Source organism: Gordonia sp. PvP123, assembly GCF_040547295.1.
Lineage (GTDB): Bacteria > Actinomycetota > Actinomycetes > Mycobacteriales > Mycobacteriaceae > Gordonia > Gordonia terrae.
In genome coordinates this window covers 1-24,084 of sequence record NZ_JBEPPN010000007.1, presented here as the reverse complement: position 1 = coordinate 24,084, position 24,084 = coordinate 1, and the positions used below count along the sequence as shown (strand labels likewise).

26 protein-coding genes and 1 tRNA gene are annotated in these 24,084 nt (G+C 67.9%); 7 read left to right on the top strand and 20 right to left on the bottom strand.

Features of this window, described 5'->3' with window-relative positions; all coding sequences use genetic code 11:
* Positions 1 to 47 precede the first annotated feature (47 nt).
* From ABIC25_RS14825 to aceE, 6 genes are all read right to left on the bottom strand, one after another.
* Positions 48 to 1,499: an acyl-CoA carboxylase subunit beta gene (locus ABIC25_RS14825; protein WP_101819391.1), complete on the bottom strand. Its 1,452-nt coding sequence runs from the start codon at positions 1,497 to 1,499 to the stop codon at positions 48 to 50.
* Between the two features lie 37 nt (positions 1,500 to 1,536).
* Complete coding sequence (locus ABIC25_RS14820; RefSeq protein WP_004022985.1) at positions 1,537 to 2,805, bottom strand: KasA/KasB family beta-ketoacyl-ACP synthase; 1,269 nt, start codon at positions 2,803 to 2,805, stop codon at positions 1,537 to 1,539.
* The gene (acpM, locus tag ABIC25_RS14815) at positions 2,805 to 3,107 is read right to left on the bottom strand and encodes a meromycolate extension acyl carrier protein AcpM (protein ID WP_004022984.1); all 303 of its coding nucleotides are present in this window, start codon (positions 3,105 to 3,107) and stop codon (positions 2,805 to 2,807) included. The genes ABIC25_RS14820 and acpM overlap by 1 nt, the downstream gene beginning before the upstream one ends.
* A 132-nt stretch (positions 3,108 to 3,239) precedes the next feature.
* A complete protein-coding gene (locus ABIC25_RS14810) occupies positions 3,240 to 4,148 on the bottom strand; it encodes an ACP S-malonyltransferase (protein WP_239401158.1) in 909 nt (302 codons plus the stop codon).
* Between the two features lie 195 nt (positions 4,149 to 4,343).
* Positions 4,344 to 5,615 (bottom strand): PucR family transcriptional regulator, encoded by a 1,272-nt coding sequence (locus ABIC25_RS14805; protein WP_101819394.1) that lies wholly within the window; start codon positions 5,613 to 5,615, stop codon positions 4,344 to 4,346.
* Positions 5,616 to 5,692: 77 nt separating this feature from the next.
* Entirely contained in the window at positions 5,693 to 8,575 is a 2,883-nt protein-coding gene (aceE, locus tag ABIC25_RS14800; protein WP_435529091.1) for a pyruvate dehydrogenase (acetyl-transferring), homodimeric type, read from the bottom strand.
* 152 nt (positions 8,576 to 8,727) lie between these two features.
* On the opposite strand from aceE, the gene ABIC25_RS14795 reads away from it, so the two are divergent.
* From ABIC25_RS14795 to ABIC25_RS14785, 3 genes are all read left to right on the top strand, one after another.
* The gene (locus ABIC25_RS14795) at positions 8,728 to 9,345 is read left to right on the top strand and encodes an Rv2240c family protein (RefSeq protein WP_354562061.1); all 618 of its coding nucleotides are present in this window, start codon (positions 8,728 to 8,730) and stop codon (positions 9,343 to 9,345) included.
* A gap of 187 nt (positions 9,346 to 9,532) precedes the next feature.
* The gene (locus tag ABIC25_RS14790; protein WP_004022979.1) at positions 9,533 to 9,955 is read left to right on the top strand and encodes a DUF3052 domain-containing protein; all 423 of its coding nucleotides are present in this window, start codon (positions 9,533 to 9,535) and stop codon (positions 9,953 to 9,955) included.
* Entirely contained in the window at positions 9,952 to 10,434 is a 483-nt protein-coding gene (locus tag ABIC25_RS14785; protein ID WP_248643003.1) for a peroxiredoxin, read from the top strand. Before ABIC25_RS14790 ends, ABIC25_RS14785 begins: the two co-directional genes overlap by 4 nt.
* On the opposite strand, the gene ABIC25_RS14780 is transcribed toward ABIC25_RS14785, so the two are convergent.
* Positions 10,424 to 11,287, bottom strand: coding sequence for a serine/threonine-protein kinase (locus tag ABIC25_RS14780; RefSeq protein WP_354562060.1), 864 nt, complete (start codon positions 11,285 to 11,287; stop codon positions 10,424 to 10,426). The two genes, ABIC25_RS14785 and ABIC25_RS14780, sit on opposite strands and share 11 nt — an antisense overlap.
* A gap of 127 nt (positions 11,288 to 11,414) precedes the next feature.
* On the opposite strand from ABIC25_RS14780, the gene ABIC25_RS14775 reads away from it, so the two are divergent.
* Positions 11,415 to 12,620: an RtcB family protein gene (locus tag ABIC25_RS14775; protein ID WP_354562058.1), complete on the top strand. Its 1,206-nt coding sequence runs from the start codon at positions 11,415 to 11,417 to the stop codon at positions 12,618 to 12,620.
* 105 nt (positions 12,621 to 12,725) lie between these two features.
* Here the strand turns inward: ABIC25_RS14775 and ABIC25_RS14770 are convergent, their stop codons facing one another.
* The 7 genes from ABIC25_RS14770 to ABIC25_RS14740 all read right to left on the bottom strand — a co-directional run bounded on the left by ABIC25_RS14770 (position 12,726) and on the right by ABIC25_RS14740 (position 15,694).
* Complete coding sequence (locus ABIC25_RS14770; RefSeq protein WP_058252045.1) at positions 12,726 to 12,923, bottom strand: CsbD family protein; 198 nt, start codon at positions 12,921 to 12,923, stop codon at positions 12,726 to 12,728.
* Positions 12,924 to 12,994: 71 nt separating this feature from the next.
* Positions 12,995 to 13,543: an Asp23/Gls24 family envelope stress response protein gene (locus ABIC25_RS14765; RefSeq protein ID WP_354562056.1), complete on the bottom strand. Its 549-nt coding sequence runs from the start codon at positions 13,541 to 13,543 to the stop codon at positions 12,995 to 12,997.
* The gene (locus ABIC25_RS14760) at positions 13,540 to 14,139 is read right to left on the bottom strand and encodes an Asp23/Gls24 family envelope stress response protein (RefSeq protein ID WP_354562054.1); all 600 of its coding nucleotides are present in this window, start codon (positions 14,137 to 14,139) and stop codon (positions 13,540 to 13,542) included. Before ABIC25_RS14760 ends, ABIC25_RS14765 begins: the two co-directional genes overlap by 4 nt.
* Positions 14,136 to 14,690: an Asp23/Gls24 family envelope stress response protein gene (locus ABIC25_RS14755; protein WP_354562053.1), complete on the bottom strand. Its 555-nt coding sequence runs from the start codon at positions 14,688 to 14,690 to the stop codon at positions 14,136 to 14,138. Before ABIC25_RS14755 ends, ABIC25_RS14760 begins: the two co-directional genes overlap by 4 nt.
* Positions 14,683 to 14,862: a hypothetical protein gene (locus tag ABIC25_RS14750; RefSeq protein ID WP_004022968.1), complete on the bottom strand. Its 180-nt coding sequence runs from the start codon at positions 14,860 to 14,862 to the stop codon at positions 14,683 to 14,685. Before ABIC25_RS14750 ends, ABIC25_RS14755 begins: the two co-directional genes overlap by 8 nt.
* Complete coding sequence (locus tag ABIC25_RS14745) at positions 14,859 to 15,197, bottom strand: hypothetical protein (protein WP_354562052.1); 339 nt, start codon at positions 15,195 to 15,197, stop codon at positions 14,859 to 14,861. The genes ABIC25_RS14750 and ABIC25_RS14745 overlap by 4 nt, the downstream gene beginning before the upstream one ends.
* A complete protein-coding gene (locus ABIC25_RS14740) occupies positions 15,197 to 15,694 on the bottom strand; it encodes an Asp23/Gls24 family envelope stress response protein (RefSeq protein WP_004022966.1) in 498 nt (165 codons plus the stop codon). The genes ABIC25_RS14745 and ABIC25_RS14740 overlap by 1 nt, the downstream gene beginning before the upstream one ends.
* 124 nt (positions 15,695 to 15,818) lie before the next feature.
* Here ABIC25_RS14740 and ABIC25_RS14735 point away from each other — a divergent pair, with 124 nt between their 5' ends.
* Both ABIC25_RS14735 and ABIC25_RS14730 read left to right on the top strand, forming a co-directional pair.
* Positions 15,819 to 16,472, top strand: coding sequence for an RNA polymerase sigma factor (locus ABIC25_RS14735; protein WP_239401142.1), 654 nt, complete (start codon positions 15,819 to 15,821; stop codon positions 16,470 to 16,472).
* Positions 16,465 to 16,941 carry a hypothetical protein gene (locus ABIC25_RS14730; protein ID WP_354562050.1) on the top strand — a complete coding sequence of 159 codons (477 nt, stop codon included), beginning with the start codon at positions 16,465 to 16,467 and terminating at the stop codon, positions 16,939 to 16,941. The genes ABIC25_RS14735 and ABIC25_RS14730 overlap by 8 nt, the downstream gene beginning before the upstream one ends.
* A gap of 53 nt (positions 16,942 to 16,994) precedes the next feature.
* On the opposite strand, the gene ABIC25_RS14725 is transcribed toward ABIC25_RS14730, so the two are convergent.
* The 5 genes from ABIC25_RS14725 to ABIC25_RS14705 form a co-directional block, all read right to left on the bottom strand.
* Positions 16,995 to 17,069: transfer RNA gene (locus tag ABIC25_RS14725), tRNA-Val, on the bottom strand.
* Positions 17,070 to 17,423: 354 nt separating this feature from the next.
* Entirely contained in the window at positions 17,424 to 18,131 is a 708-nt protein-coding gene (locus ABIC25_RS14720) for a CPBP family intramembrane glutamic endopeptidase (RefSeq protein WP_004022963.1), read from the bottom strand.
* Positions 18,132 to 18,181: 50 nt separating this feature from the next.
* The gene (locus ABIC25_RS14715) at positions 18,182 to 19,273 is read right to left on the bottom strand and encodes an NAD(P)H-binding protein (RefSeq protein ID WP_354562048.1); all 1,092 of its coding nucleotides are present in this window, start codon (positions 19,271 to 19,273) and stop codon (positions 18,182 to 18,184) included.
* Between the two features lie 102 nt (positions 19,274 to 19,375).
* Positions 19,376 to 20,359 (bottom strand): helix-turn-helix transcriptional regulator, encoded by a 984-nt coding sequence (locus tag ABIC25_RS14710; RefSeq protein ID WP_004022961.1) that lies wholly within the window; start codon positions 20,357 to 20,359, stop codon positions 19,376 to 19,378.
* A gap of 74 nt (positions 20,360 to 20,433) precedes the next feature.
* Positions 20,434 to 22,038, bottom strand: coding sequence for a serine/threonine-protein kinase (locus ABIC25_RS14705; RefSeq protein ID WP_354562047.1), 1,605 nt, complete (start codon positions 22,036 to 22,038; stop codon positions 20,434 to 20,436).
* 107 nt (positions 22,039 to 22,145) lie between these two features.
* On the opposite strand from ABIC25_RS14705, the gene ABIC25_RS14700 reads away from it, so the two are divergent.
* Complete coding sequence (locus tag ABIC25_RS14700; protein ID WP_354562045.1) at positions 22,146 to 22,970, top strand: maleylpyruvate isomerase family mycothiol-dependent enzyme; 825 nt, start codon at positions 22,146 to 22,148, stop codon at positions 22,968 to 22,970.
* 63 nt (positions 22,971 to 23,033) lie between these two features.
* Here ABIC25_RS14700 and ABIC25_RS14695 read toward each other — a convergent pair whose 3' ends face one another.
* Positions 23,034 to 23,921 (bottom strand): DUF559 domain-containing protein, encoded by an 888-nt coding sequence (locus ABIC25_RS14695; protein WP_354562043.1) that lies wholly within the window; start codon positions 23,919 to 23,921, stop codon positions 23,034 to 23,036.
* Positions 23,922 to 24,084: the final 163 nt, after the last annotated feature.

The following is a 24,084-nucleotide window of genomic DNA, read 5'->3' as shown; positions in this document are numbered from 1 at the left end:
CCCGGTCCTCGTGGACCGGGGCACTTCTCGTCGTCTGCGAAGATGCGTCAGAGGGGGATGTTCTTGTGGCGTCCGCGACGTGCGGGTGCGGCCGCGAGCGCTTCGGCGATGATGCTGCGTGTCTGTGCCGGGTCGATGATCTCGTCGACGACGCCGATGGACTGGGCCCGGCCGACACCGCCGGCGATCGCCTCGTGCTCGGCGGCGAGGCGATCGTGCAGAGCCTCACGCTCGTCGTCGGGTGCCGCCGCGAGCGCCTTCTTGTGCAGGATGCCCACCGCGGCCTTGGCGCCCATCACGGCCACCTCGGAACCGGGCCAGGCGAACACAGCGGTGGCGCCGAGCGCGCGCGAGTTCATCGCGATGTAGGCGCCGCCGTAGATCTTTCGTGTCACGAGGGTGACCCGGGGGACCGAGCACTCGGCGAACGCGTGGAGGAGCTTGGCGCCGCGTCGGACGACGCCGTTCCACTCCTGGCCGACACCGGGCAGGTAGCCCGGCACGTCGGTGATGACGATGAGCGGGATGCCGAAGGCGTCGCAGAGGCGCACGAACCGGGAGGCCTTCTCGGCACTCTCCGAGTTGAGGCAACCGCCCATGCGCAGCGGGTTGTTCGCGATGACGCCTACGCTGCGGCCGGACAGGCGACCGAAACCGACGACGATGTTCGGCGCCCACTTGGCTTGCAGCTCTTCGAAACTCGAGATCTCGGTCTCGCCGTCGGCAGCCACGCCGGAGTCGAGCAACTGCTCGACGACGGGGTGGACGTCGTAGGCGCGCCGATTCGACTCGGGCAGCAGGGCCTTGAGGTCGGTGTCACCGGCCCGGGCGTGTTCGCGGTCGAAGTGTCCCTGCTGGGTGAACGTCGACACGAGACGCCGTGCGCGCCACAGGGCGTCGGGCTCGGAGTCGGCGACGATGTGACAGACGCCGGACTTCTTGCCGTGGGTGTTCGGCCCGCCCAGCGACTCCATGTCGACCTCTTCGCCGGTGACGCTCTTGACGACGTCGGGCCCGGTCACGAAGACCCGGCCGGCCGGCGCCATGATCACGACATCGGTCAGGGCCGGTCCGTAGGCGGCGCCGCCTGCGGCGAAACCCACGACAACCGAGATCTGCGGGATGTAGCCGGAGGCGCGCACCATGGCCTCGAAGACCTGGCCGACAGCGTGCAACGCCTCGACACCCTCGGCGAGGCGAGCGCCACCCGAGTGCCAGATGCCGATGACCGGCGCCTGCTCGGTGATGGCGGTGTCGATGGCGTTGACGATGTGCGCACACCCCACGACACCCATGGCGCCGCCCATGACGGTGCCGTCGGTGCAATAGGAGACCGTTCGGACCCCGTGGACCAGACCGACGGCGGCCTGGACGCCCGACTTGTCGCGCGGATGGAGCAGCGACATCGTGCCTTCGTCGAAGAAGTTGGTGAGCCGCAACAGGGGGTCGCGGGGATCGGCAGCTTCTTCGCGGCCGGCAACGGGAGCCAAGGTCGTCATCGATGTCTCCTGGGTGTCGGGGGTGTGGCGGGAGTGCTCAGTAGCGACCGAAGGCGAGCGCCACGTTGTGCCCACCGAAACCGAACGAGTTGTTGATCGCGTAGTCGATCTGCCCGTAGCGGGGTTCACCGTGCACGACGTCGATGTCGCATTCCGGGTCCAGGTTCTCGAGGTTGAGGGTCGGCGGGATGACGCCTTCCTCGATGCTCTTGATGGTCAGGACCGATTCGAGCGCGCCGACGGCGCCGATGGAGTGTCCGAGGGCGGACTTGGGCGCGTACACCGCGGCGTGCTGGCCGATGGCGGCGAGGATGCCCGCTGCCTCGGCGGTGTCGCCGATGGGGGTCGACGTCGCGTGTGCGTTGATGTGGCTGATGTCGGAGCGCTGCAGACCGGCTGTCTGCAACGCCCGGGTCATGGCCCGCGCGTTGCCCTGTCCACTCGGGTCGGGAGCGACCAGGTGGAAACCGTCGGAGGTGATGCCCGTGCCCAGCAGGCGGGCGTGGATGTGTGCACCGCGTGCGCGAGCGTGTTCTTCGCGTTCGAGGATCAGCATCGCCGAACCCTCACCGAAGACGAAGCCGTCGCGATCCTTGTCGAACGGTCGCGAGGCGGCCGCGGGGTCCTCGTTGCGCGTGCTCATCGCACGCATCATCGAGAACGCGGCGATCGGCACCGCGTCGATGTGTCCCTCGACGCCGCCGGTGACGACCATGTCGGCGTCACCCATGACGATGTGGCGCCAGGCGTGCGCGATGGCCTCGGCACCGGACGAGCAGGCCGAGACCGGGGTGATCACGCCGGCGCGTGCGCCGACGTTGAGTCCCGCGACGGCCGCCGGTCCGTTCGGCATCGCCATCGAGACGGCGAGGGGGGAGACCTTGCGGTAATTGCCGGTGCCCTCCATGGCCTGGACCGCGTCGACCATTGCGTCGGCGCCGCCCTGGCCGGTGCCGATGACGACCGCGAGGCGGTCCTTGTCGACGTCGGGTTCGCCGGCCTGCGCCCAGAGGCGCTTGCTCATGACGTGGGAGATGCGCTCGACATAGGCCATCCGCCGGGATTCGATGCGCGTGACCTCTTCGGCGGGATCCTGGAGCAGACGACCGCCGATGCGCACCGGGAGGTTGTACTTGGTGATGAAGTCGTCGGTCAGCTCACGGATGCCCGATTCGCCGGCCAGCAGGTTCTTCCAGGTCGAGTCGAGATCCCCGCCCAACGAGGTGGTGGCCACCATGGAGGTGACCACCACACTCGGGAAGTTCCCACCCAGCGTGGAGTACTCGCGGAGGGAAGAGGGGGTCATCAGGCCTCGTCTGCCTCGACCTGCGCCTTGATGGCAGCTGCGGCCTCGGGGTTCTCGTTCTCAAGCTTCTGGATGTAGGCGACGGCGTCGCCGACGGTGCGCAGGCCGGCCAGATCCTCATCGGGGATCTTCACGCCGTACTTGTCCTCGGTCTGCACCGCGATCTCGACCATGGACAGCGAGTCGATGTCGAGGTCGTCGACGAACGACTTCTCGAGGGTCACCTCGGACGGCTCGATGCCGGTGACTTCCTCGATGATCTCGGCGATGCCGGCAATGAGTTGTTCCTGGGTGGCAGCCACTGTGTGGTTCCCTTTCCGTTTTCCTACGTGGATGTGAGATTTCCGGAGCGCAGCACGGACCGAGCGGTCCGCGCGCTTGGACACGCCGACATCAGAGCCGGCGTTCCGGGGGTCGCGGACTACCCGCGACCGCTATCCAAGTTCGGTGATCTTCGCGATGTCGCCGGGCTCCTTGAGCGCCAGCGCGGGAGTGCCCTTGAGTTCGCGCTTGGCGATACCCACCAACGTCCCCGCCGGGGGCAGTTCCACCACGGCGTCGGCCGAGTGGTCCCGCAGGTACGCCGAGCAGAGATCCCAGCGGACCGGCTTGGTCACCTGTCCCACCAGTTTTGTCAGCGCATCGGCGCCGTTCGTTACAGGTCGGCCGTCGGAGTTGGACAGGAGGGTCCGGGTGGGGTCGGCGGGCGTGATCTGGGCGGCAGCCGCGGCGACGGCTTCTTGCGCCGGGGCCATGAAGTGCGTGTGGAAGGCGCCGGCGACCGCGAGCTTTCGGATGCGGGCCTTTTCCGGGGGCGCGGCGATGAGTTCGTCGATCTGCGCGACCGCGCCTGCGGCGACGATCTGCCCGGCAGCGTTGCGGTTGGCGGGGACGAGCTCGAGCTCGTCGAGGCGGGCGAGGACGGCAGCCTCGTCGCCACCGAGCACGGCCGCCATGATGGTGGGCTGCAGGGCGCAGGCCTTGGCCATCTCGGCGCCGCGGATCGCGGCCAGCGTGACGGCCTCGTCGGCGGAGATGACGCCGGTGATCGCCGCGGCGGCGAGCTCACCGACCGAATGTCCGGCGACGACGGCGTCGGCGGGCAGTTCGCCGTTCTTGCGCACCTCGTCGTAGGCCAGCAGTGCGGCGACGACGACGAGCGGCTGGGTCACGGCGGTGTCCGTGATCTCCTCCGCCGTCGCGGTGGTGCCGAGGCGTTCGAGGTCCAGACGGGTCTGTTTGGACCACGTGGAGATCTGGTCACGCGCGCCGGGCAGTTCGAGCCACGGGGTCAGCATGCCGGGTGTCTGTGAGCCCTGTCCGGGAGCAAGCATCGAAAGCACGTGACCAGAGAACACCCTTTCCCCTCGGGATGTGGGTGTGGAGAAGCATGAACCTTGTTGCCGCGTTTTGTGGGGTTCCCACAAAGGTGACCTTGGGGTCACCTGGTTCGTCACCAGTCTGAGATTTGTTACCCAACCGTGTTCTCAGGTCTCCTATCAGCACAAACGGTGAATCGGACATGAAACGCCTGTGACCTATGGGGCAGGTGTTGGCGATTTGTGCCGGAAGTGTGTCAGACGACCCACCGTGGACGCGACCCTCAGAACGTAGGCGTCGCGGGGGTTAGTTGGGTCACGTCCTGTGATTTCTGAAATTTTCTTCAGTCGATAACGAACCGTATTTGGATGTATGTACAGAACTCGTGCGCACGACTCGACCGAGCCGCCTGAGTCCAGATACGCGTCGAGGGTGGTGGTCAATGTGGTGCCGCCGTCGGCGAGCGGGTGGACGAGTGACTCGACCAGAGCGGTCATCGCCGACTCGTCGCCGTTGAGTGCGCGCTCGGGCAGGAGTTCGAGACTGTGCACCGGCCGCGGGGCGCTGGGCCAGCCGGCCACCGCCTCGATCCCGGCCATCGCCTCGGTGGCGCTCGAGTGCGCACTGCCGAGATTCGGCATCGTCGGCCCGATCACCACCGGGCCGTCGGCGAAGTGGGAGAGGAGCGCCGAGACGAACCGCTCGGTCGGACGGGCGGGGCCGCTGACGATCGCCACGAGCACCGAACCCTGCACCACCGACAGGGCGGATCGGTCGAACGACTTGGCCGTGTTGTGGATCGCCAGTGGGACCGACACGTTCTGTTCCGGTGGCGGCGTCCCGACTATCACCGTGGCAGGAGCGTCCGAGTCCCAGTTCAGTGCTGCTGCGCGCGAGAGCAATTGGGGGCCGGTGTCACCGCGGACCACGGCGTCGACGACCAGTGCTTCGAGTCGGGAGTCCCACGCGCCGCGCGATTCCGCGGCCGAGGCGTAGATGGAGGCGGCGGCGAAACCGATTTCGCGTCCGTATCGCAGCACGGATTCGGTCAGCGCGCGGAGCTGGGCATCGTTGCGGGCCAGCAGAGGGAGCCATTTCTCGAAGAACTCCATGGCCACGCGGACCATCTCGACGGTCTGCAGCAGGGTGATCCGGCGGGCGAGGTCCTGGGGAACGACCTGGAAGGCCTGAACCGTGAACTTCACGTTGCCCTCGGGGTCCTGAATCCACTCGACGAAGTTCACCACCGCGGTCTGTACGACGAGCTGCACGCTCGCGCGCTGTGCGGCGTCGAGATCGGAGAAGTACGGCAGCTGGTCCTGCATGGAATGGACCGCCTCGGTGGCGAGGCGGCCGCTGTACTGCTTGACCCGCCGCAGCAGCGTGTCGGGGAGCGCGTCGTGCACGGTGGCGGGGGCCGGTACGTGGGCACCCCGCTCACCGAACACGTCCGCGGGTGGTGACTTCCTGTTCACGCGGGCATCGGACACGACCTCAATCTAGACCTTCGGGGCGGGAGGAGTCCCCGGCCGTGGGCGAGACGAGGCCGCGTCCGTCGACGCGACGCTCAGGCGACGCCCGGATCGCTGGTCTGCTCGGGCGCGGCCGAGACGTCGTCGATCCGGTATTTGTCGGCAGCCTGCTTGGCGACCGACATGTCGATGTTGCCGTCCCGTGCGAGCGCCACGAGCACCGCGACCACGATCGACTCCGCGTCGACGTTGAAGAACCGCCGTGCCGCGGGCCGGGTGTCGGAGAACCCGAAGCCGTCCGTACCCAGCGTGAGGTAGGTGCCCGGGAGGTAGGCCCGGATCTGCTCCTGCACGCCGCGCATGTAGTCGCTGACACCGACGAACGGACCGGCGGCGTCGGCGAGCAGCCCGGTCAGGTAGGCGGGGGCCGGCTCGGTCGCCGGATCGCGAAGCGCCTCGCGGTCGGCGCGGATGCCGTCCCGGGCGAGTTCGCTCCAGGAGGTGACCGAGTAGACGTCGGCGCCGACGTTCCATTCCGCTGCGAGCATGTCGGCCGCGCGCAGGGCGTCGGGCATGGTGACGCCGGAGACCAGGATGTTGGCCGGATGTTCCGTGCCCTCGGGCGCCTTCTGGAACCGGTACGCGCCTCGGACGATGCCGGCCGGGTCGAGTCCCTCGGGCTTGGCCGGCTGACTGATCGGCTCGTTGTAGACCGTGAGGTAGTAGAAGACGTTCTCCGGATCGTCCCCGTACATGCGCTCCATGCCGTTCTCGACGATGTGGCCGAGCTCGTAGGCGAAGGCCGGATCGTAGGCGACGACGGCAGGATTGGTGGCCGCCAGCAGTGGGGAGTGCCCGTCGGCGTGCTGGAGTCCCTCGCCGGTCAGCGTGGTTCGGCCCGCGGTCGCGCCGATGACGAAGCCGCGCGCCATCTGATCGGCCGCCGCCCAGAAGCTGTCGCCGGTGCGCTGGAAGCCGAACATCGAGTAGAAGATGTAGAGCGGGATCATCGGCTCGTCGTGCGTCGCGTACGACGTGCCGACCGCGGCGAAGCTGGCCGCCGAGCCGGCCTCATTGATGCCCTCGTGGAGGATCTGGCCCTCCGAGCTCTCCTTGTAGGCGAGCATGAGTTCGGCATCGACCGAGGTGTAGAGCTGTCCGTTGCGGTTGTAGATCTTGAGGGTCGGGAACCAGGAGTCCATCCCGAACGTGCGCGCCTCGTCCGGGATGATCGGCACGATCCGCTTGCCGACTTCCTTGTCGCGCAACAGATCCTTGAAGACGCGGACGAGCGCCATGGTGGTCGCGACCTGCTGCTTGCCGGACCCCTTGGCGGTGGCCTTCAGTGCCGAACTCATGTCGGCCTTCAGGACCTTCGCCGTGGTGCGGCGGCTCGGCAGGAACCCGCCGAGGGTCTTGCGCCGGTCGAGCATGTACTGCAGCTCGGGCGAGTCCTTGCCGGGGTTGTAGTACGGCGGCAGATACGGATCCTTCTCGAGCTGCTCGTCGGTGATCGGGATTCGCGTGCTGTCGCGGAAGGCCTTCAGATCGTCGAGAGTCAGTTTCTTCATCTGGTGCGTCGCGTTGCGACCCTCGAAGTGCTTGCCCAGCGTGTAGCCCTTGATGGTGTGGGCCAGGATCACCGTCGGTTGGCCCTTGTGGGTCATCGCCGAGGCGTAGGCCGCGTGGATCTTGCGGTAGTCGTGACCGCCGCGCTTGAGGTTCCAGATGTCGGCGTCGGAGAGGTCCTTGACGAGTTCCTTGGTGCGCGGGTCGCGGTTGAAGAAGTGCTCGCGGACGAAGGCTCCGTCGTTGGCCTTGTAGGTCTGGAAATCGCCGTCGGGGGTGGTGTTCATCAGATTGACCAGCGCACCATCGCGGTCGGCGTGCAGCAGCGAGTCCCACTCGCGGCCCCAGATCACCTTGATGACGTTCCACCCCGCACCACGGAAGAACGACTCGAGTTCCTGGATGATCTTGCCGTTGCCACGAACCGGTCCGTCGAGGCGCTGCAGGTTGCAGTTGATGACGAACGTCAGGTTGTCCAGGCCCTCGGTCGCCGCGAAGCTGGCGAAGCCGCGCGACTCCGGCTCGTCCATCTCGCCGTCGCCGAGAAACGCCCACACGTGCTGGTCGGACGTGTCCTTGATCCCGCGGTCGTGCAGGTAGTGGTTGAACCGTGCCTGGTAGATGGCGTTCATGGGACCGATGCCCATCGACACCGTCGGGAACTCCCAGAAGTCGGGCATCAGCCGGGGGTGCGGGTACGACGGCAGGCCGCCGCCCTCACCGGCGTGGCTGTGCTCCTGGCGGAACCCGTCCATGCGGGCCTCGTCGATCCGGCCCTCGAGATAGGCGCGGGCGTAGATGCCCGGGGAGGCGTGGCCCTGGATGAAGATGTGGTCGCCGCCGCCGGAGTGGTCCTTGCCGCGGAAGAAGTGGTTGAAGCCGACCTCGTACAGCGACGCCGACGAGGCATACGTGGAGATGTGGCCGCCCACACCGACGCCCGGCCGCTGGGCGCGATGCACCATGATCGCGGCGTTCCAGCGGATCATCTGGCGGAAGCGGCGTTCGATGTCCTCGTCGCCGGGGAACCAGGGCTCGGCCTCGGTGGGGATGGTGTTGACATAGTCGGTGGAGGTGAGCGCGGGGATCGACACGCGCTTCTCGCCGGCCCGTTCGAGGAGTCGCAGCATCAGGTACCGGGCGCGACCGGGGCCGGCGGCATCGAGGAGCGCGTCGAACGAGTCGAGCCATTCGTCGGTCTCGTCGGGATCGATGTCGGGCAGATAGGACGCGACTCCTTCGCGGATGACCCGGACTCGTTGTCCGGCGGCGCGTCCGTTCGAGCGGGGGCCGGTGTTCCCGGCTTGTTCGCTCGGCGAGACGTCCTGTGTCGCATGGTCCATCTGGTTGGTCACGGTGATGCCTACTCCCTCTGACAGGCCGGACTCGGGGTGGTGGTCCGACTGCATGGCGTCGGGCACCGCGCTCCGATGTTGTGCGGTGCCTCCCTTCATCGTGCCCCATGTGGGGTGGCTTGGCACCGGGTGGATCCTTGTCGGGTGTCGCGATCGCCGGGATGCGGTAGCGTCCAGAAACGGTTACTGACCAGTAGGGGGAGTGAATGCCGGATCGAGGAGCGGTGGCGGCCGCGAGCCACCGCGGCCGTGTCGTCCGGTCGACGATCGCAGCCACGATCGCACTCGGGGCCGCGCTGACGGGTGCATGCGCCACCACGGTCGGCGGTGAGGGCGCCCCTGCGCCGGGCGAGGTCGCCGTCTACCGGTCCGAGCTGTCGGCCTCGGCGGCCGCCGAGGTGCGGGCCGAGGGTGTCGAGCTGTGCCGCGAGTCGATGGCGTCGATGGTCGTGATGGTCCGCGGGTTCAACGCCTTCGTCGCCCGGCTGAACGTCGCACAGTCGTATCCCGGCGTCGGCGATCTCGACGAGAAGGCGCGGGCCAGTCTGATCGCCGGTGCCGATCAGATCCGACCCAAGATCACCGCGACCGCCCCGGTCGACGTCTCGACGCCGGCACGGACCTTCCTCGAGTCGACCGCGAAGCTGGAGAATGCCATCCGTCGTGAACTGAGTGCCGGCCTGAATCCGGTGTCGGGGCAGTGGTCCCGTGACAAGCAGCGGCTGCTCGACGTGTGCGGCGGCTACACGCCGCTGCCGGCAACATCGTCGGCCACCCCGCGCTCGTCCGCCCCCTCGACGAGGTCGGCTCGCCCGGGCGGTTAGCGTCGCCCCGCTCGGGGTAGGCACAGGCCGATCGCGAAACGCCCGAAATCCCTGACGGCGTTCGGCTTGCAATGTGAGGCTTTAGGCTGTTGCCTATGCTGACAGGCGAACGGCGTGCGGAAGCGTACGCGGATTCGGCACAGACGACACACACAACGATCCACACATCTTCAGGAGGTCACGCGCGGTGGTAGCCGCCACAGACGGTAGCAACGCCCAGAAACTGGGCTTGACCGCAGGCTTGGTCGTGCAGGAACTCGGCTGGGACGAGGACACCGACGACGAACTGCGCGCTGACATCGAGGACGCGATCGACGCCGAGATGGTCGACGAGGATGCCGACGACGTCGTCGACGTCGTGGTCCTCTGGTGGCGCGACGGTGATGGTGACCTCGTCGACGCCCTGATGGACGCCATCGGTCCGCTCGCCGAAGACGGTTTCGTGTGGGTGCTCTCGCCGAAGACGGGCCAACCCGGCTACGTCGATCCGAGCGAGATCGCCGAAGCGGCCCCGACGGCGGGGCTCACGCAGACCTCGGCCATCAGTCTCGGTGACTGGTCGGCGGCCCGGTTGGTCCAGCCCAAGGCCCGCGCGGGCAAGAAAGCATGAGCGGTGCTCTGCCTTCTGCGCCCCTGACCGTCGGCGACCGGGCACCGGACTTCGCCCTTCGCGACCAGAACAATCAGCTCGTGTCGCTCTCGGCACTGCGAGCCGATCGCAATGTGCTCGTGGTGTTCTTCCCGCTCGCGTTCACCGGCACCTGCCAGGGCGAGTTGGGCTACATCCGCGACCAGCAACCGCGCTTCGAGAACGACGACGTGACGACGGTGACGGTATCGGTCGGTCCCTCGCCCACCCACAAGGTGTGGTCCGCAGCGCAGGGATTCCTGTTCCCGCTGCTGTCGGACTTCTGGCCGCACGGTGACACCGCGCGTGCCTACGGCGTCTTCAACGAGGATCGTGGTTACGCCAATCGTGGAACCTTCCTCGTCGACCGAGACGGCGTGATCGTCTTCGCCGACATGGTCGGTCCGGGCGAGGTGCGCGAGAACGCCGTCTGGGACAAGGCTCTCGGCGTCATCGCCTGACCGGGCCCTCGGTCATCCACGCGAGCCGTTGCCAGACGGCCCCCATCTCCGGTCGTCTGTCGGGATCGAGATCGAGCATGTGACCGAGCAACTCGACGAGTTCGTCGGGCACATGGCCGCGCGCACCGACACCGGGCGACATCGGTCTGATCGACGTCGGGCGACCGCGAGTGCGGAGTCGCCCGATGCCCCGCTCCGACCACGGCGGGATCGCGCCGTACGGTCGCCGCGACGTCAACACCTCGAAGAGCGTGACGCCAAGGGCGAAGACGTCCGCGGCGGGACCCAGAGCGACGCCGACGGCCTGCTCGGGCGGTAGATACCCGCGCGTTCCAGAGCCGTCCCGTCGCTCGCCGGGGCGGCCGAGGATCCCGAGGTCGATCAGGATCGCCTGCCCGCCGTGGATGATGACGTTCGACGGTTTCACATCCAGGTGGATCCAGTTGTGACTGTGCAGATGGTGAAGTGCCGCCGACAACTGCACACCCAGCTGCAGCACATCGTGGGTGCTGAGCGGACCGTTCTCGATCGCTGCGTCGAGGGTGGCGCCGGGGATGGTCTGCATCGTGAAACCCACCAGGCCCGATTCGTCCGGCGGCAGCATCCCGTAGCCGCGCACCTGATGCGGGTGAGCGAGATCGGCGAGCACGTGTCCCTCGCGGCGGACGGACTCCGCGACCTCCTCGTCGTGACGCCGATGCCTGCGGATGACCTTGAGGATGCACCGTGTGCGACGTCCGGTGTCGAAGGCGTCCCAGTCGTGACCGTTCCGCCGGTGGCCCCGAGCGGAACGGTTCTCACTCTCATGGGCGTCGATGAGGTCTCCGTGAGCAGCACATGAGAGATCTTTCATCGACGTCTGTGGGTGTCGTCCGGGAATGTCGAGTGGCATCGTGGGGGTGCAAATCCGGTTGCCGCCGGGAGCATTCGACGCTTTGATGTGAGAGCCCGCGAGCCGGGCGCTCACGAAAGGAAACCCCATGCCGACCATGGCGTCGCCCAAGGTGCTCAATTACGCATCGCACGTGGACGACAACACCCTGACCCAGGCGGCCCAGACCGCCCGGATGCCGTTCGTACATCCGCACATCGCCCTGATGCCCGACGCACACTTCGGGAAGGGTTCTGCGGTGGGCACGGTCATCCCGACGACCGGTGCGGTGATCCCGGCCGCCGTCGGCGTCGACATCGGCTGCGGAATGATCGCGGTGCAGACGCGACTGCGCGCCGAGGACATCGACGGGATGGATCTCGGCCGACTGCGGGCGAAGATCGAGGACGCGATCCCGCTGTCGCCCGGCAACTACAACCGTGGGACCGACCGTTTCGCGTTCACCCGGGCACGGATCGACTCGCTCGACGAGCAGGCGACGAACGACGGTGTGGACCTGTCGCATTCGCCGAAGTGGCGGGAGCAGCTGGGCTCGCTCGGCGGAGGCAACCACTTCATCGAACTGTGCCTCGACGAGGGGGACGTGGTGTGGCTGTTCCTGCATTCGGGTTCCCGGGGTGTCGGCAACAAGATCGCGCAGAAGCACATCAAGATCGCTCAGCGGTTGTGCCGCCAGTGGTGGATCAAGCTGCCGAACGCCGACCTCGCCTACCTGCCGCAGGGAGCCCCGGAACTCACGGCGTACCTGCGGGATCTGTCCTGGGCCCAGCGGTTCGCGTTCGAGAACCGGGCCGAGATGATGGATCGTTTCGTCGCGGTGTTCGCGGAGTGGTTCGGCGACAACGTCTCCGGTGGACTCGACGACCGGTCTGAGTCGCTGGAGGTGGACCGGATCAACTGCCACCACAACTACACCGTGCGGGAAACGCACGCGGGCAAGGATGTGTGGCTCACCCGGAAGGGAGCGATCGACGCCCACGAGGGCGTCCGTGGTGTCATCCCGGGGTCGATGGGAACCCGGTCGTATGTGGTGCGGGGCAAGGGAAATCCGGCCGGGTTGTGCTCGGCGCCGCACGGTGCCGGCCGCCGGTACTCTCGGAGTGAGGCGCGGCGGCGTTTCACTGCCGACGATCTCGCCGCCCGGATGGCGGGGATCGAGTACCGGCACGGTGACGAGTGGGTCGACGAGATCCCCGATGCGTACAAGGACATCGATCAGGTGATGGCCGACGCCGCCGATCTCGTGGACATCGAGCACACCCTGCGGCAGATCCTCAACGTCAAGGGGACGTGACCTACCGGCGCCGGACCACGAACAGGACGAATCCCGAAGGCGCCGAGCGCCTTCGGGATTCGCCTGACACCGCCGGCGAGGAGGTTCGGTGGCCGGCGGTGTTGCTCACTTGCCGGTCAGCTTGTCCTTGATGTTCGACGCGGCGTCCTTCACGTTCTCCACCCCGTCCTTGACGGCAGCGGAGAGCTGATCGCCCTTGCCCTCGCTCTTGAGCTGGTCGTCACCGGTGACGTCCCCCGCGGCCTCCTTGGCCTTGCCCGAGAGATCTTCGGCCTTGTTGCCGACCTTGTCGCTGAATCCCATTTCTATGCTCCTTCTTCTCATTTGAGACGGCGGCCCCCGATGAGCCGTCCGTCGAGTTCACGGGTCCAGGGTCACCGATCGAGATGGACGAAAGCCTGGACGTGCACGCCGGACTCGCCGAGAGCCCTCCGGATCGCGGCGACGGCGTCGGCGACGGGTGCGGTGACCTCGTCGAAGCCCCGGTTGGGCTTCGCCGAGACCTCGAGTCTGATGATGCTGCGTGACCGGTCGTCGATCGCCTTTGCCGTCACCTTCTGGAACAACGGGTTGCCTGCGAGTTCCTCTGCGGCCGCGTTGGCGATCAACTTCGGTGCGACGGTGAGGGTTCCGTTCTGGTCGGAGCCGTCGAGCAGGGCGTCGCCGACCGCTCGGGGTCGTATGTTGGTGGCCAGCAACAGCAGACCCCAGCCGAGGGTGATCACGGTGACCCCGACCAGCACCCAGATCCACCAGGACGCCTGGGTTGCATCGAGAGCGGCGCGCTCGTCGAGACGGTCGACCCACCCGGCCACCGGCTCGGCGTCGACCCGCCAGGCCACGGCCCCGGCGCCGACGACGATGAGCAGCAGGGCGACGAGCCCGACCGACAGTCGGTGTGCGGTTGCGGGAAGACGGTTCATCGGACGCTCCTCGTTCCGCGCTCACGCAGCCGTACGACGACTCGCGGCGGCGATTGCAGATCGGCGGCCACCGAGTCGACGGTGGTCTCGATGAGTGCGCGGTCGGCGACCTGTGTCCGCACGCCGACCGTGCAGGTCATCTTGCGACGGGTCACCACCGTGTCGGCGTCGAGTACGCCGGGAAGGTCGGAGACAGCGGCGCTGCACCGTCTCGCGACATCACCGGGACGCGTCCACATTCCGTCTCCGCCGGCGAGTTCGAGATGTGTCCGGCGTCGTGGCTTGATCGCGATCCACACCAGGATCAGGCCCAGGAGGATGGCCCCGACGGCGGCGGGCCACATCCAGTTCTGCCACTGCAGGTCGGCGATCCACTCGGCGGCGGTGACCGACCATGCGCGACCGTCCAGCCAGTTGGCGTTGACGGCGATGTCTCGCACGGCCACCGCGCCCAGTGCGATGAACGCGAGCCCCAGTGCGGCGCCGGCGATCGCGGCGCCGGGCAGGGCCGCGGGCGGAAAGACGTGCCCGGGTTCGCCGGTCCGCTCGCTGTCGAGCGTGGCGCGATCGGGTGCGACTTCGGCGTGAGTTGTCATCGTCGTGCCCCCGTCTCGGTGCTGATGGTCGGAGTGAAGGCCGCGGTGTCGTGCGGCGGATCTGCCGCGTCCGGTGCGTCCGACGGCGGGTTCGCCTGCGGCACATCGGGCTGCGTGTCCTCGCGGACCGGCGGGAGGTCGACGTACCCCCGTTGCCGGCGTCGGATGGCCTGCCGTGGCTCGAACTTGGACACCGTCACGTCGACGCGCAGTGGGACGACCCCGGTGAGGCGCTCGACCTCGGCGGCGACGTGATCGCGGGTGCGGCGCGACACCTCGGCTACTGCGCACGGCCACTCGAGTGCGAGGGAGAGCGTGATCCGGGTGCCGCCGGAATGAATGCTCGCCGTGGGCAGGGTGGACCGCTCGCCGACCGGCCCAAGGACCGAGCCGACGCCGCCGCGATGGCGGACGACGCCCGGGATGTCGAGAGCCGCACGGGCCGCGACCTTTTCGAGGACGCGGTCGGCGATGGTGAGCGTCCCGGGTGGCGAGACGCCCCCGGACGGGCCGCCGCCCGGCGCGGGCCCGCCGGTGTGCTGCTCAGCCACGACCCCGGCTCCGCAGGAGCGCGCCCAGGTCGATGGCGCCGTCCCGGTTGAGACCCAGCACCAGTCCCGCGGCTCCGAGCACGACGGCCAACAGGAAGCCCGCCAACCCACCGGCGACGGCGGCCAGAGCCAGGAGGAGCCCCACGAACAGGCCCACGACTGCGTTGTTCATTCCGCTTCCCCTTCATTCGGACTCGGCTTCGAGCTCACGCTGATGTCCGCCACGGTCACCGAGACCGGTCTCGCAGCAACCGTCTCGGCGGTGTCGCGCACCTTCGCGGCCACGCTCTGGAGGTCGTGCGCCGCATCGACGACGATGTGGACCTCACCGCTGTCCTCGGCCAGGGACACACCCGGGACCCGATGTCCGGGAAGATAAGTGGCGATCTCGCCGAACAGTCCACTGTGTAGGTAGTGCACACCCGGGACCGCGAGTACGGCGGCAGCGAGGCGATCTGCCAGTGCGCCGCCCTCCTCCGTCCGCGCGTCCGGGAGGTCCGACGTCATCACTGGACCCGCGGGGTGGTGTTCGACTCCTGCTCGTCGTCGCCGAACGCGATGTCGTGGACGGTCACGTTGACCTCGGTCACCTCGAGGCCGGTCATCTGCTCGATCGCGCTGATCACGTTGCGTCGGATGGCTGCTGCGAGCTGATGGATCGCCACGCCGTACTCGGCCACGATCGAGACGTCGACGGCGGCCTGACGCTCACCGACCTCGACCTCGATTCCCTGGGTTGTGCTCACCGTCGTGCCCGGCAGGACGTCGCGGACCCGGCCCACCACGCGCTCGGTGGTGCCGCCCAGGTCGTGGACCCCGTCGATCTCCCGAGCTGCGATCCCGGCGACCTTCGCGACGACGATGTCGGCGATGGAGGTGCGTCCGCGGTCGCCGGTCGACTCACGGCGGGCGAGTGCACGCCCTGCAGCAGCGTCGGTACGCGACGCGTCGACAGCGGCGTCCTCGTGTGTGGCGTCCTTGGTGGTGGTGGCGCTTGCGGACATGTCGAACTCCTTCGGTCGTCGTGTCTTCTTCGTAGACGGACCGCGTTCGGATGATGCGTTATCGCAAAGGCTGTTCACGATCCGTCTGTAAGGTCAGTCGGGACGGACGGGGGGAGTTGCACGGATGAAACCCAGTGATTCGGCTCACAGGCAATCGCTCGACCTGTCCGAGCTCGGCGACGACGAGCTCGCGGGCGCCGCGTCGGTCGGCGACACCGAGGCCTTCGACGTGCTCGTCCGACGCGTGACACCCGGTCTGCTGCGGTACATGTCGCGGATGGTCGACGGCAGGCAGACCGCCGAGGACCTCACCCAGGAGACCTTGCTGGATGCATGGAAAGGGTTGCCCGACTTCGCGTTCCGGAGCAGCTTCCGCACCTGGATGTTCACCATCGCGCACCGGAAGGCGGTCGATTACCATCGTCGCCGACGCGATGTACCGTTCGACGACGAGCGGTTCGCCGAACTCGAAGCGGTCGGACCGCTGCCGGCCGACATGGCCGAGCGGAGTCTGCTCATCGATGCGCTGCGCGCCGAACTGGACAATCTCCCCGCCAATTCGCGCGCCGCGTGGTGGCTCAAGGAGGTCGAGGGGCTTACGCTCGAGGAAATCGGACAGGTGTTACGTATCACAACCGGGTCGGTGCGCGGTCATCTCCAGCGCAGCCGGAAGTTCCTGTTGACCCGTTTGGAGCCCTGGAACCCTGGTAAACCGAGAACCACACCGACGGCCACGACGAGCGTCGACGACGCGGAGGGAGGCGAGGTCGGTGCCTGACAACCACGCGCGCGACTCCGACGCCACCGACGTCGCCGACGCCTGGCTGGTCGAGGCCACGCGGCAGATCGCCGACGAACCCGCGAGCGACGTCGACCGGTTGATCTCCTCGATCTCGGGGAGCCTGCAGCGGATCCGGCGTCCCGCGCGAACGCTGGCGACCGACGGCCTGCGCATCTACACCAGCGACCGCGTCGTCAAACAATTGATCGCGATCCGGACCCGACGCGAACTCGGCCGTCTGACCGTTTTCGTGTCGGTCGACGGCGACGGCGAGACCGTCGACGGCGTACGCGTCGGTCTCATCGCCCGCTACGCCGACGACCTTCCCGCACTCTCCGACGACGTGCGCGACATCGTCGACGAGGTTCTGGTCGAGACCCTCGGCGCCGACAGCAGTGCCGTCGCCCGCCGCAACATCTCGGTGCGCTGGCAGGATGTGTACACGCGAGAGTGGCTGACTCGCTAGCGATGTGACAGCCCGAAGCCGCGCGGCAAGGGTTGGGGGCTGTGGGATCGGGGTGGTGCGCGCAAAGGGATTCGAACCCCTGACCGCTGGTGTGTAAGACCAGAGCTCTACCGCTGAGCTATACGCGCGCGCCGCAGCCACATACGTGGCGCTGCGCACACGAATTTAGTCGCTCCGATGCCGGTCGCCCAAACCGGGTCTGACCGGGGGGGCTGAGTGGTCGGGTCGCCGGCCCTTCGAGGCTCGTCGCTATCGCTCCTCGCACCTCAGGGATCAGAGGGGTGCTTGCGCTCCTCGCACCTCGGGGGTCAGAGGGGTGCTTGCGCTCCTCGCACCTCGGGGGTCAGAGGGGTGCTTGCGCTCCTCTCAGCGCAGGGGCGGACGGGTGTCGATGCTCCGGAGAGTGGGGAGCGGGACCGGCAGACGTCAACTCGACCGACAGACTTCGATCGAAGTCTGGCAGTCGAGTCGAGGTCTGGCTGTCAGGCGAAGACGGGCGGTAGCGCCAGGACCATGACAGCGCCCCAGATCACGTGGGTGATCGCGGGTGCGAGGACACCGGCGGTGCTGCGACGGAGGATCGCGCAGACGGTGCCGAGGACGGCGCCGGCGAAGCCGAGCATCACATTGCCGCTGGCCATGGTGACCAGCACATAGATCACCGTCGACACGAGGATCGGGTTGTGCGGGCGCGCCGCCGAATAGACCGAGCCGCGGAAGAACAACTCTTCGGCGAGGCCGTTGACCATGGTGATCGCGGTGACCACGGCGAGGCTGCCGAAGTCGGCGAACGCCAACACCTGGTTGGCGAGGTCGCTGACGCCCGGGATCATCCGTGCGACCAGGCCGCCGACCACGAACGCGCCGCCCACCGCCAGGCCGACGACGACGCCGAGTCCGATGGCGCCGATGCGGTCGGGTGGGCGTGACGGGGTGGGGCTGAAGGCACCGAGCCGCAGCGGTCCGGAGACGAATGCGCCGACGATCCACACCGCAGCCAGACCGATGGTCAGCGGATAGAAGGCCGCATCTCCCGGCTCCACCCGCAGGGAGACGCCGAGAACCACTGCGCCGATGACGAGGAAGACGCCGACCAGCCAGCGTCGTCGGATGTAGTGGGCGCCGGGGTCGGGGTCACGGTCCGCGGCGACGGAGTCGTACAGGTCGCGCGCCAGTGAGGTCACCAGCACATCACCACCTCGTTCGATCGGTCAGAGAATCGGTCGATCAACGGTTACGGTCACGACGCTACATCGGTGCGTGTGGGACGGAGAACTCCGACGACCTTCGACGCGACCCCGATGGACGTGCCGATCGTCTCGACGACACTCCGCTTCACACGGAGCCAGTCACCGCCGGCCCAGGCCGGATCGGTGTCGGCGAGATGATGCAGGTCGTCGAGATCGCACACCGAGCGGGGGTACGGCGACCGCACCGAGGCATGGACGGCCTCGCGCATCGGCGTCAGACCGCCTTCCGGTGGCGGGACGAGATCGCGGATGCGGTGCTCGGACGCCGTCATCGGGTGGTCGAGCGAGGTGACGAGTTCTTCGGTGAGAGACGCCGGGACCGGCACGAGCATGCCGCCGACCCGCCCCGCGAGCCGGGTCGAGATCCCGAAGACCGGCAGCCGCAGTCTCGGCATCCGGATCGCCGACACGTATTCGTGCAGGATCGAGATGTAGCGAGCGCTGTCGGGGCCGGAGATGTCGTAGTGCCCTGCGGGCAGGACCGACGAGTCGCACGCCGCAGCCAGGTAGTGAACCGCGTCGCGGATGGAGATGGGATCCATCTCGTTGGTGATCCAGTCGGGCTCGGGGATCACCGGCAGCCGATCGGCCATGTACCGGATGATCTCGAACGACGTCGAACCGGCGCCGATGACCACTGCTGCGCGTAGCCACACGAGTTCTGGCCCGCCGTCGATCGCCAGACCCTCGGCCACGTCGGCGCGGCTCTGCAGGTGGGTGGACAGCTTGTCGTCCGACGGCACGAAACCGCCGAGGTAGATGATGCGATCGACTCCGGTGTCGCGGGCGGCCTCGGCGACGTTGCGCGCCGCATCGCGGTCGCCGTTGGCGAAGTCGGCCTGGCCGATCGCATGGACGAGGTAGTAGATCGCGTCGATCTGACCCGCGTCCGACATCGCCTTCGTCACCGAAGCCGGGTCATCGGCGTCCATGGTCACCATGCTGACCTGCGACGACCAGCCGAATTTGGCGAGCTTTCGGGTGTCCCGCGACGTGACGACCACGTCGTGTCCCTGTTTGAGCAGTGCGCACACCAATCGGGACCCGACGTACCCCGTGGCGCCAGTGATGAGAAGTCGCATGACACCGACGGTAGAGAAATCCGACGGCTTCGGTCGGGCTAGCGGCCGGGGTGTGACGGACACGGTGCCGATGTCACGGCGAGATAACAGCCGTGACGGCGATCACGGTTGGGCGTCGACCGCTCTGCGGTACCGCTCCGCGACCTGGTCGTGGTACTCCGCCGCCGCCGCCATCTCGGCGCGGAGTTCGGCTGGTTCGATGATGGTGAAGTCCGCTCCGAACGCGTACATCCAGCGCGCTATCGATGCCAGCGACGTGCTGTACAGGGTGACCTCGCAACTGTGCTCGTCGCCGGACTCGAGCGCCCCCCAGGATTCGTGAACCATCGCCGAGACCTCATCGAGCGAGGCGTGGATGCGTACTCGTGCGGTCGCACGCCGATAGACCGAACCGAGGCCGCGCAGCACGAACGCCGCCGCGCCGCCCTCGGGTGGCTCGCGCGGGGTGAACCGCGGCCCGGTCGGCACTTTCGGTTCCATCCGGTCGACGCGAAACGACCGCCAGTCCATCCGCTGGATGTCGAAACCGACCAGATACCAACGATTTCCGTTGCGTACGAGCCGATAGGGCTCGATCTCGCGCCGACTCTCCTCGCCGTCGTTGCGCCGGTAGTCGAATCGCAGGCGCTCGTTCCGGTGGCATGCGGTTGCGATCTCGGTGAGCCGGTCGGCCGACACGGCGCTCGCCGGCGCCGTCCGGGGGACGGCCTCGATCCGCAGTGCATCGAGCCGGTGGCGCAGTCTCGAGGGCATGACCTGACGCAGCTTCGCCAGTGCGCCCGCCGACGCCTCCGCCATGTCGGCGACCGCGCCGGTGGTCACCGCGTCGAGTCCCAGGGCGACCGCGAGGACCTCCTGGTCGTCGAGCAGCAGCGGCGGCATCTCGGCGCCCGCGCCCAGCCGGTAGCCACCGCGCGAGCCGACGTTGGCATCCACCGGATAACCCAACTCGCGCAGCTTGTCGACATCGCGACGCACGGTGCGGGTGGTGATGTCGAGGCGTTCGGCGAGCTCTCGACCCGACCACTCGCGTCGTGTCTGCAACAGCGACAACAGCGCCAGCAACCGAGCCGAGGTTTCCAACATGCGTCTCATCGTGCCCGAAGATGCGGACAGGTTCGGTCCTTGTTCGGCGCGACGTCACATTCTGTCGGCGGGGGTCAGCAGGTGATCTGCGATTCCGGGTCGGTGGTGTAGTCGAGCCATCGGCCGTACGACGGGCCGCCGATCTGGTTGCGCATCGAGCAGATGTCACCCAGAGTTCGGCCGGCAACGTAGTAGACCGCGTAGATCGGAGTGCCCACCCGGCTCACCTGTTTCAGCGACGGACACGACTGATCGGTGCGCAGGTAGCTCGCTCCCGGGAACTGGTTCAGGTATGACTGCACTTCTCCGGGGTAATCGCCGGGCGCGATCGCGTTGGCGACCACGACGATTCCCGTGCCGTCGCACGCCGGTCGGGTCATCGGCACGGTGAGACCGAGGTCGCCCGGGACGATTGCGCGCGGTGAACTCGTCGGTGGCTGTGGCGATGGACCGGGTCGGGACGTCGGGCCCGGTTGTGATGTCGGTCCGGGCACCGTCGGCGCCGAAGTCGGTGAAGGCGTGGTCACGGTGGTCGGTGGCGCCGAGAGGTCCCCCGCCGTCGCGGGGCTGTCCCGCTGGGTGGTGACGATGGCCCAGGCGACGATCCCGGCGCAGAGGAGCAGCACGACGACCGTGGCGACGATGATCGGGACCAGAGGCGAACGGCGGCGCGTCGGCGAAGTCCAGGCCGCGGCCCGGGTGGCGTCCCATGGTCCGACCGGACCAGGGGTGCCGTTCGGACCGGACGCGTATCGAGTCGCGGGCACGACGGTCGGCGGGCCGGCCGGAATGATCGTCGGGGTGCCACCGAGAGGCTCCGAGCGCAGGGCCGCCCCGGCGTCGGCGACCAATTCGGCGGACGAATGCTGACGCTGCGCCGGATCTTTCGCCATCCCGCGGGCGATGACGTGATCGACGGCGGCACCCAGGCGCGGCGGCGGGGCGGTCAGGTGAGCGGCGATCAGCCGTTCGATTGTCGTCGCCGAAGCGAATGGATGTGTGCCGGCCAGACATTCGAAGAACACACACGCCAGCGCGTAGATGTCTGCGGGCGGTCCGACGGCGTCGTCCCCGAACCGTTCGGGCGCCATGTAACCGAAGGAACCGACCGCGGTGCCGGTGCTCGTGAACCGCGTATCCGTGTCCGCCTGCGCGAGACCGAAATCCACGAGGTATGCGAAGTCGCGATCGTCGACGAGGATGTTGTCGGGCTTGACGTCGCGGTGTACGAGCCCGGAACGATGCGCCGCATCGAGCGCGTCGCCGATCTGGCCGATGATCCGCAGCGCGCGGTCGGGCGGCAGGGGCCCGTCTTCGAGGAGCAGGGTACGCAGGTCACGGCCATCGACGAGACGCATGTCGATGAACAGGCGACCGTCGATCTCGCCCCAGTCGTGGATCGGGATGACGTGCGGGTCGTTGAGGCGGGCGGCGACGCGCGACTCGCGGTGGAACCGGTCACGGAACGCAGGATCGTCGGCGACCTGCGGTCCGAGCACCTTCAGGGCGACGACCCGATCCTTGCGGGTGTCGGTGGCGCGGTAGACCTCGCCCATCCCGCCCCGGCCGATCAACCCCTCGATGATGTAGGGGCCGAGTCGATCGCCGGGGCGTACGGATTCTGACACGCGGACAAGAGTAGGGGGCCACAGTCGTCTGCGGATGTCGACACCACGCATTGTCGCCCGTTCGGCGGGTCCCGGGATTCACGGAACGGTCCTCGATACGGTTGATCCGAGTGATCCGCCGGCGACCCCGACACCGGCACCGACCCGAGGGAGTGACGATGGCGACGACGATCCTGCCGATCGACGAGGTGACCGAGGCGCTGATCGCCCAGTGGGGCGTGATCGGTGAGCTGGCCCGGACGCTCGACGACGACGCGTGGTCGGCTCCGTCGGTTCTCCCCGGCTGGACCAACGCCGACATCGTCGCCCATGTCGTCGGCACCGAGAGCATGCTCGACGGTCGCGACGTCGAGGCCACCCGCACGGTCAGCGCCCTCGATCACGTCCGCAATCCGATCGGTGAACTCAACGAGAAGTGGGTCGACCACTATCGGCCGAAGCCGCGTGCCGAGGTGGTCGCCGCCCTCGACGAGATCATCGGCGTCCGCACCGCGGCGCTGAAAGCCATGTCGCAGGCCGACTTCGACGCCGAGGCGATGACGCCCGCCGGGCCCGACACCTACGGCCGATTCATGCGGATCCGCATCTTCGACTGCTGGGTGCACGAGATCGACCTGCGTGACGGCACCGACCGTTCCGCGGTCGCGGAGCCCGGCCCGGCGTCCCTGGCCCTCGATGAGATCGGTGCGTCGCTCCCGTTCGTCGTCGGCAAGCGGGCCGACGCGCCCAAGGGCAGTACCGTGCTGTTCGACATCACCGGGGTGTCCCCGCGAATTGTGCGGATCGCGGTCGGGGACCGGGCGGGCATCGTCGACGAGTTCGACGGCGGTGACGATGCCGCCGACGTACGCATCCGGCTGGACGCCACCAACTTGGCGCGGTTCGCCGGAGGGCGGCGTGACGCGGATCCGTCCGCGGTGGAGTTGCATGGCGATCATGCTCTGGGACAAGCGATCCTGAAGCGGATGAACTACGTGATCTGATCGGCCGGGCGGTCGCGTTCCGGTTGCGGTTTGTCCCGGAAGGCGGGACGAACCGCAACCGGATCAGGCGACCGAGCGGCTCAAGGCATCGCGCACCGTGGTCACCACCTGATCGCCCCGTTCGACGATGTCGGCCCAGGTGAAATTCAGCACTGTCCAGCCCGCGGCGATCAACGCATTGCGTTTGGTCCGATCTCGCTGAAATGTCGTGACGTCGCGATGATGGGCGAAACCGTCGATTTCCACGGCCAGCTTCTCGCGGGTGAAGGCCACGTCGATGACATACCCCTCGGCAGTCATGTTCGGTGTCCAGCCCACCGTGCCCGACTCGTGAAACAGCGTGGCCACGATCCGCTCGGCCTCCGACCGCGCGCCATCGCCGAGGAGCCGCAGGTAGCGGGTGATGGTCGGGGAACCGTGCCGCCTGGGGTACCGGGAGTGTGCGGCCTCGAGGTCGGCGAGCTTCACGGTGCCGGACAGGAGTGCCGAATCGAGAACAGCGATTCCCAGTTCGGCGGCGGCGTCGAGGACAGTGAGCGCTGTCGCAGTGACACGTAGGTCGGCGTGCGTGGTGACGTCGACCTCGTCGAGGTGTCGGTGCCGGATCACCGCGGTCGCCGACGACCGTCCATGGGCTCCGCGAGAAGCTGTGAAGACGAGGTGTTTTCGTGGCTCGGTGGGATGCAGACCGAGCCACCACGCGGCGGCGAGCCCTCCGAGTGCAGCATCGGCGCCCACCGAGAGCACCGCGATGCGCGCTTGAGCCCGCGCCGATCGGTGATGGCCGGCCACGAGGTACACCGCTCGCGCGACTGCCACCCATTCACCGGAGGCGCGTCGTCGGCCGATCGCGGATCGGCTCAACCCGGTTGCGATCGCCTGCGATGCCGAGACCACGCCGTCCTGCCTGCTGATCAGTTGATGAAGATCGTCCACGGGCTTTGGACGCATCAGCGGCCGTTCCGGTTGCATGCCGGGGTAGCAACCAACAAGCCTGAGGTTCCGGTTGCGGGTTTTGCCCGGAGCCCGGGCCAACCCCCACCCGCTCCGGGGGGCGCTCGGCGCCCCACTCGCGGACGGTGGCCCTCGGGGTGACCCCGTTAATATTAGGCGG

Excerpts from the sequence above, each read along its gene's own strand:
- ABIC25_RS14760 (WP_354562054.1), bottom strand. The coding sequence starts at position 14,139 with ATGACAACTCACGCCGAAGTCGCACCCGATCGCGCCACGCTCGACAGC.
- ABIC25_RS14700 (WP_354562045.1), top strand. The coding sequence starts at position 22,146 with ATGGCGACGACGATCCTGCCGATCGACGAGGTGACCGAGGCGCTGATC.
- ABIC25_RS14715 (WP_354562048.1), bottom strand. The coding sequence starts at position 19,273 with ATGCGACTTCTCATCACTGGCGCCACGGGGTACGTCGGGTCCCGATTG.
- ABIC25_RS14785 (WP_248643003.1), top strand. The coding sequence starts at position 9,952 with ATGAGCGGTGCTCTGCCTTCTGCGCCCCTGACCGTCGGCGACCGGGCA.
- ABIC25_RS14825 (WP_101819391.1), bottom strand. The coding sequence starts at position 1,499 with ATGACGACCTTGGCTCCCGTTGCCGGCCGCGAAGAAGCTGCCGATCCC.
- ABIC25_RS14770 (WP_058252045.1), bottom strand. The coding sequence starts at position 12,923 with ATGGGATTCAGCGACAAGGTCGGCAACAAGGCCGAAGATCTCTCGGGC.
- ABIC25_RS14780 (WP_354562060.1), bottom strand. The coding sequence starts at position 11,287 with ATGAAAGATCTCTCATGTGCTGCTCACGGAGACCTCATCGACGCCCAT.
- ABIC25_RS14710 (WP_004022961.1), bottom strand. The coding sequence starts at position 20,359 with ATGTTGGAAACCTCGGCTCGGTTGCTGGCGCTGTTGTCGCTGTTGCAG.
- ABIC25_RS14745 (WP_354562052.1), bottom strand. The coding sequence starts at position 15,197 with ATGACGTCGGACCTCCCGGACGCGCGGACGGAGGAGGGCGGCGCACTG.
- ABIC25_RS14695 (WP_354562043.1), bottom strand. The coding sequence starts at position 23,921 with ATGCGTCCAAAGCCCGTGGACGATCTTCATCAACTGATCAGCAGGCAG.
- ABIC25_RS14740 (WP_004022966.1), bottom strand. The coding sequence starts at position 15,694 with ATGTCCGCAAGCGCCACCACCACCAAGGACGCCACACACGAGGACGCC.
- ABIC25_RS14705 (WP_354562047.1), bottom strand. The coding sequence starts at position 22,038 with ATGCGTGGTGTCGACATCCGCAGACGACTGTGGCCCCCTACTCTTGTC.
- ABIC25_RS14735 (WP_239401142.1), top strand. The coding sequence starts at position 15,819 with ATGAAACCCAGTGATTCGGCTCACAGGCAATCGCTCGACCTGTCCGAG.
- ABIC25_RS14795 (WP_354562061.1), top strand. The coding sequence starts at position 8,728 with ATGCCGGATCGAGGAGCGGTGGCGGCCGCGAGCCACCGCGGCCGTGTC.
- ABIC25_RS14750 (WP_004022968.1), bottom strand. The coding sequence starts at position 14,862 with ATGAACAACGCAGTCGTGGGCCTGTTCGTGGGGCTCCTCCTGGCTCTG.
- ABIC25_RS14820 (WP_004022985.1), bottom strand. The coding sequence starts at position 2,805 with ATGACCCCCTCTTCCCTCCGCGAGTACTCCACGCTGGGTGGGAACTTC.
- aceE (WP_435529091.1), bottom strand. The coding sequence starts at position 8,575 with ATGCAGTCGGACCACCACCCCGAGTCCGGCCTGTCAGAGGGAGTAGGC.
- ABIC25_RS14775 (WP_354562058.1), top strand. The coding sequence starts at position 11,415 with ATGCCGACCATGGCGTCGCCCAAGGTGCTCAATTACGCATCGCACGTG.
- ABIC25_RS14765 (WP_354562056.1), bottom strand. The coding sequence starts at position 13,543 with ATGAACCGTCTTCCCGCAACCGCACACCGACTGTCGGTCGGGCTCGTC.